Origin of the sequence: Paraburkholderia suaedae (assembly GCF_040812055.1) — a bacterium.
Taxonomy (GTDB): Bacteria; Pseudomonadota; Gammaproteobacteria; order Burkholderiales; family Burkholderiaceae; genus Paraburkholderia.
This window is the reverse complement of the sequence record NZ_JBFOAH010000073.1, coordinates 1-6,310: the sequence shown is the minus strand read 5'-3', so window position 1 is coordinate 6,310 and position 6,310 is coordinate 1. Positions and strand designations below refer to the sequence as shown.

Here is a 6,310-nt window from a genome sequence, read left to right as displayed (position 1 = left end):
GGGGCAGATGCACGATAATGGCTTCACCAAAACCGCAGCGGAGCAATTCTATTCGCTGGTTATATAAGCATTCCTAATCACATTGGAATTTGCTCGTCCCGCCCGCCTTATCGCGACACAACCGGTTAAAATAGCCAGCAAGGACAGCGAGACGGTCGTCAATGCACTTATCAAGCACGCCAGCAAGTTGCCCCGGGAACTTTATAAATCTCTGACATGGGATCGGGGAACGGGGATGGCCGGGCACAAACGCTTCACCGTGGCCACTGATATCCAGGTCTACTTCTGCGACCCCCAGCATCCATGGCAACGCGGCTCGAATGAAAATACAAATGGGTTGTTAAGGCAGTACTTTCCCAAAGGCACTGACCTGTCAGTGTATTCGCAGGCCAAACTCAACGCGGTGGCAAGACGACTGAACGAGCGTCCAAGAAAGACGCTGGACTACGAGACGCCCGCCGAACGATTCCAGAAAACTATTGCATCCACCGGTTGAATCCGCCATTGCAAATTACGTGGGGCCGCGCATGGGAAAGAAGATTCGCCGCTTCTGGAACACATGAAGCAAGCGACAGCAAGCTGTCGCGAGTGTCACTCACGTGGGCTATGCGTGTGACATGCACTGACATCGAAGGGCGCGCCATCCGCTGCAGTTCATATTCCATCACCGTGTTCCACGACGGTACAATCAAGCCTAGCTTGAACTGCCATTGGAATGATTCCGCGCTTTCTTTCTCTACCCCATCCGACCTGCTCATCCGCCCACCTCCGGGTTTTAAAGACCACTGCGCTCAAAGAATCGCGGCGCTCAGTTCAGACAGCGCGCGCTCGATCAGCCATTCCACGGGGTAGTAGAGAAAATTCGCGCCTCGCTCGTTAAATCGGGAAAGGTCGTTGAACCTGGCCGGCAAGCCAAAGGGGCGACCGGAATCTCGAAGACGACCCGCTGCGTAATCAACTGCCGCATTAACTTCTGGCGTCTCCGCACCACGCTGGCTCATGAGACTGTAAGCAAGGTCGTTTGGACCGATGAGGAAAGCGTCAATACCTTTTACTAACATCATCTCATCGAGTGCTTCAATCGCTTCCTTGGTCTCGATCTGCACTATGAGCGTTCGCGTGGCAGCCGTCGGACCGCACGCATAGTGCACCAATTCCACGAGATCCTCTGCCTCCTTCGCCGTGTTAACGTGAGGTATCACGAGTCCGTCCGCCTGTCGATCCAGGTATTGCACGAGCAAAGCGGGATCTTTCGACATGCTTCGGACAATCGACGCAATTCCAGCCACCTTTGAGGCGCGTATCAAATCTATTGCAACATCGATGCTGATACCGGTTCTCTCGCAATCAATGAATGCGCAATGTGCGCCAAACTTCGCGAGGGCTGGGATGATGTCGGGATTCCGGCCTCCAACGTTTACCGAGATCACGGTCTTGCGGTCGATGAGGCGCTGCTTAAAAGTTTCACTCATAGTTATCCCGATCAAAGTTCCTGGCGATGATTCACCAGATAGTTAGAAGCCGTAGAGCATGGCTGGGTTGATGACCATGATTTGTTTCACCAGATCATCACTCGTGACCCACTCTACGAAAAGATTGAAAAGACCACCGTCGTTCGGCATCCTGGTTTTAATGTATACGTGCGGCCAGTCAGTTCCCCACAGCAAACGCTGCGGGGCAGCTTCTACCAAACGCTGAGCAATTGGACGGACGGCAGCGTAAGGAAACTCTTCCATGGTCTGGCGGTAAGGCGCAGTCAGCTTGGTCCAGGCCTTACCATCGAGCATTAACCGTAACAACGCCTCAAAGCCTTCCGACCCAGCCGTTTCGGCAGGCTCGTAACCAAGGTGGCCAAATACCAACGGTACCGGAAGCTTGCCTAATTGCACGTCGAGGTTCGGAAACTCATTAACCTGCATCAGGAATTCGATATGCCAGCCAAAAGGCTTGATCTTTTCCGCGAGCGTTTGCAGATACTCGACCGGAAGTACACCTTTCCCATCCTTGAGATCAACAATGTTGCAACGCACGCCCCGCACGCCGAGCGCGTGCAATCGATCAATCTCTGCGATCGACACATCACCTGGTAGAACCGCACCCCCCCTTAATCGTGTGGGATCCATCGCTATCGCATCCAGCATTGCTCGATTGTCGAATCCGTATATGCTCGGCTGCACAAGTACGCCGCACTGGATGCCCAGTGCGTTAAGCATTTGTCGGAAGTCGCTTAACGGTGCGTCTGGCGGAGTGTACAAACGGTTCACCGCATAGTCGTACTTATCCTGCGGTCCGCATACGTGCGCGTGACAGTCACAGGCCCCTTCCGGCATCTTGATCGACGGCACGACCGGATGAGGATCGTGAGGAACACAGCGCGGCTTCACGGTTAAACCGCTTGAATTCGTCATGTCGAATACCCCTGGTTCAAGATATCAAAGTTCTGATGGTATGTTTCGAGGCTTAAGTTCGAATTCGAATCATGTCCATGGGGTTGCCGAAACCCCTAAATTGGCACTATGACATGACCGTCTGGCGTCGGAGTTCAGGGCGCGTTCTGGCGGTCGCCGTCTCTGATCATGGGCGCCTCGCATCTCAATTAACACCACTACTCAGCGCTTTTCAGTTCCAACACATCTCTTTGAACCGGACCAATATAAATGGCCTTTCTTGTAAACATAAAATTCATGATTGCCCCGATTGCCGCAAGTACTCCCGCAATGGTGAACGCGACGTCGAACTGATTCGTAGCGGCCACGATATATCCCGTAACGATTGGGGCAATGATGCCAAACACATTCCCCCCAGTTAGCACGAAACCAATTGCTGCACCGCTAGCTTCGCTGCCCCTCAATAAATCGTTGGCCAGCGCCGTATTCAACGATAGCGCGCTCGCCACACAAGTCAGAGACAGGCTAAATATCGCCAGGATCACGCTTATATTCGACACATATGGAATAGCCAGGATGCTTGAAGCCGCGAGCATATTCAAGGCAACAAGGTTGCGCCGCCTGCCTTCTCTCAGGCCTGTATCGGCGATAAGCCGATCGCTCAGCTTGCTGATTGGGACCAGCAGAATTCCCGCGATGAAGTACGGAACTGCCGTGAGCCCGCTGCTCTTGAGGATGTCCACGCCACGAGAAACTTCGAAGTACCGTGGCAGCCAGGATATAAGCAGAAAGGCGGTATAGCCGATACAGCCGTGGGACACCGTGAGAACCCACATTGTCGGGCTTCTCAACAGGGCTTTCAAAATCATCCGGCTCGATTGGCGCTCTGTTATCGCAACTGCATAATCGCGTTCGGTCAGAATCTTGCGCCGCTCGCCATCACAGATCCATTGGGCACGCTCTGGCAAACGATAGAAGACCAACCATAAAACACCGAACACAATCCCGATCAACCCCGTCACATAAAACGAGGCACGCCATCCCCAATCACTAATGAGCCACCCCACCAAGGGAGCGCCTAAAGCCGGCCCAATATAAACGCCAGCGTTCAGGATGCCTGTTGCAAGGCCCCGCTCGTTGCGGGGCGCCCACTCTCGAAGGACACGGCTACCCGCGGGCAGGCTGGCCGCTTCTCCAGCGCCAAGCACTAAGCGCGCAACAAGCAGAGTCGCAAAACTGATCGCCACTCCGGTTAGCATACCTCCCGTTGACCATACAATCATGGCGGCGGCAACCATATATCGAATACCCCACCGATCGATCGCCAGACCCAAGGGCACGAGACAAAGTGCGTACGTCCATGAATAGGACGAGAAGAGATAGCCGAGTTCAATCGGCGACAGGTGATATGCCAGTCGAATACTTCCAGCTGCAACGGACAGATTAATACGGTCTATGTAATTGATGATCAGCAAAAAAAACAGACTTATATAGACAACGTATCGACGGCTATTTCCCAGCCAGGTGTGCCACGGCTCACCGTATACTCGCGATGTAGATGGTTCCAACTTGTCTCCAATATCCATTTTGTGTGTTATGGGAAACCTTTTTTTGACGGTGATTGACACGATGGATCAATTCATCGTCAGCGGGAATTCCTTTCCACCGCTCGTCGCGGCTATCTTGATCTACCGCTAACTTGATAGCGTTCATCAAGCGAATCTGGATCATTGCCGTCTGCCAGACGCAGGCTATACATTGGCAATGTCATGGATTACGTAAAGATCAATAAAACGCACATATGCGCATGATGGCCTGGTGGCAACTGTAACTCGCTCCACCTTCGCTACACTAACGCGATAACATCAACTCAGTCTGACGTTCGCGGACTATGTTCGTCCAATCGTTTATTGTTATTAGTTGATAAGAATTTTCATGTGCGCTGGTGAAATTCTGGCCGATCAACTCCCGCAATTTCAAGCTCTTGCTCATATCGAGTCATCTTGGCACAAGCCACAGCGACCTCACCATGCGCGCAAGTTCACTTCGTAATGTAGAGATTCTTACGCCAGCGGTCCTTGAAAATTCCGATGACACCGATCTGATCCACGTAGTAAAGTATCTTGCCTTCGATCGTGGATGGGAATTTCGGCGCCCCCGGAGAATGCGTGAGCAGCACGTGAACCACTTCATCGGGAATGCCTTCGTGGAGCGCTAGGTGAGCCGCCCAGAATGAGTGAGGATAGCTTTTACCGAGCGCAGTGGTTACCACTTTTCCATCCGACCCAAGCTCATACTCGACCACCTTGCTCGCGTCCAGCAAGGCTCCAGCTGCAATCAAATAGTCGCGATTTACCTTAATGCCGTGGTGTCGCTCGAATAGATCGGCGACCGAGATGGCCATTTCCAGCACGCATTGATTATGCGGCAGTGTGGGGTAGGCAATTTCGTCCGATGACGGGACTTCCTCGATCCTGGTCCATGGGCTCATGGCCCATAGAGCTTTCCACGTCGCTATGACCGCTGTCTGAAGCTTCAAGTCCACTATGTCGGCAACCTGCGGAAAAATCGCTAATACGTTAATAGGCTGCTTGTCCTGGTACGTTCTGCCATTCATGTCTTTTCCTCATTTTTTACTATCTATTCAGGGCTACGATTTTTTAATAATTCGACAACGACTCCCTATCGATCAGTAATTTTCAATAAATCATAGATTTCTTAAAATACTTGCGCCTGAAAGCGACCTGCTATTTTCAATTCGTCTTGCTTACCCAGCTGGCGACTTCAAATGCAGGCGCAACCCACAAATCGTCTCGGCTGCATACCTTTTCCAGAAATTCCTTCAGGATGTTCACAAGTCGAAAATCGCTACCCAATACATATGGATGAAAAATAATCGTAAGGTGTTGTCCGGTAGCGACAGCCTGATCCACAGCCGTCGCGAGAATTTCTGCCCAGCCTTCTGGATCGAGAGGTGCCTCTGGATCACCGTTGGATAATCGGCGCTCGCTTAATTTCGGTTCCAGCAAGTAAGCGTCAACGTGACGCCATATGAAAGGAAGAATGACAAATTCATTTTCAACCCGGCCGGTTGGCATATCGGACAGCGGAGAGCAATAAGTAAAGCCGGTCTCCTGAAGAAGTGCAAGCGATTCAGGCGAGATTGCACCGCCTGGTGGCCTAAAGCCGCGTGGCTCTACACTGAGCTTCCCCAACGCTTCAAGGCTCATCTGCAAATTGTCCGCCTGCTGCTGCAGATTGAGTCCTTGCCAGTTTTCATGTGCCCATGCATGGAGCGCAACTTCGTGCCCCGCATCTCTGATAGCTTTCAGCACTTCAGGATAAAGCCGCGCATTTACCGCTTCGACAAAATACGTAATGTTGACTCCACGTAGCTCTTTTAACAGCTCCGGCACTACGTGCGTCGCGGTAAAATGCCTGCCCAGAGAATGTCCGGGCGGGCAACGGCCGAGTGCCATGTCCGCCGCTTCGCCTAAATTGTCGAAAGTAACGCTGAGCGCAGCGCGCTTCTTTTCTGGACCCCACATATATTCGTTCACAGATCGTCTCCACAGAAAGAAATCTACCCATTGGCCGCTGTGTGATTCGTCGACCGTCTCAGTCCAACGATTTCCACGCCGTTTCCCGAAAGAACAGCACCGCGGGCAACGTCACCAGCGCACCCAGAATTACGTAATAGGTAACAGAGATCGCGGACCCTGTACTTTTGATCAGCCAGGTCGCTATGAACGGGGCAAAGCCGCCGAACACCATGCACGACATGTTGTATGAAATGCTAAGGAAGGTCTGCACAACTCGTTTTCAGATCGCCGACCTTTTACCACTTGAACTGAGTCAGCCAGGAGAATCGGCCGACAGGTTGGTCGTCTGGCCTTTGAACCGCGACGCCCCCTGTTTGCTGA

6 protein-coding genes and 1 pseudogene are annotated in these 6,310 nt (G+C 52.3%); 1 reads left to right on the top strand and 6 read right to left on the bottom strand.

Annotated features, from left to right (window positions below; genetic code table 11):
* Positions 1-124 precede the first annotated feature (124 nt).
* Positions 125-496 (top strand): annotated as a pseudogene (locus ABQJ48_RS37285) (IS30 family transposase); the annotation flags it as partial.
* A gap of 295 nt (positions 497-791) precedes the next feature.
* Here ABQJ48_RS37285 and ABQJ48_RS37280 read toward each other — a convergent pair.
* The 6 genes from ABQJ48_RS37280 to ABQJ48_RS37255 all read right to left on the bottom strand — a co-directional run bounded on the left by ABQJ48_RS37280 (position 792) and on the right by ABQJ48_RS37255 (position 6,200).
* Positions 792-1,472 carry an HpcH/HpaI aldolase family protein gene (locus tag ABQJ48_RS37280; RefSeq protein ID WP_367842867.1) on the bottom strand — a complete coding sequence of 227 codons (681 nt, stop codon included), beginning with the start codon at positions 1,470-1,472 and terminating at the stop codon, positions 792-794.
* 42 nt (positions 1,473-1,514) lie between these two features.
* Entirely contained in the window at positions 1,515-2,408 is an 894-nt protein-coding gene (locus tag ABQJ48_RS37275) for an amidohydrolase family protein (RefSeq protein WP_367842866.1), read from the bottom strand.
* Between the two features lie 197 nt (positions 2,409-2,605).
* Positions 2,606-4,015 carry an MFS transporter gene (locus ABQJ48_RS37270; RefSeq protein WP_367842865.1) on the bottom strand — a complete coding sequence of 470 codons (1,410 nt, stop codon included), beginning with the start codon at positions 4,013-4,015 and terminating at the stop codon, positions 2,606-2,608.
* Positions 4,016-4,428: 413 nt separating this feature from the next.
* Positions 4,429-5,004 (bottom strand): hypothetical protein, encoded by a 576-nt coding sequence (locus ABQJ48_RS37265; protein ID WP_367842864.1) that lies wholly within the window; start codon positions 5,002-5,004, stop codon positions 4,429-4,431.
* A 136-nt stretch (positions 5,005-5,140) separates the two neighbouring features.
* Positions 5,141-5,947 (bottom strand): polysaccharide deacetylase family protein, encoded by an 807-nt coding sequence (locus ABQJ48_RS37260; protein WP_367842863.1) that lies wholly within the window; start codon positions 5,945-5,947, stop codon positions 5,141-5,143.
* Between the two features lie 58 nt (positions 5,948-6,005).
* Complete coding sequence (locus tag ABQJ48_RS37255) at positions 6,006-6,200, bottom strand: hypothetical protein (RefSeq protein WP_367842862.1); 195 nt, start codon at positions 6,198-6,200, stop codon at positions 6,006-6,008.
* Between the last annotated feature and the right edge of the window lie 110 nt (positions 6,201-6,310).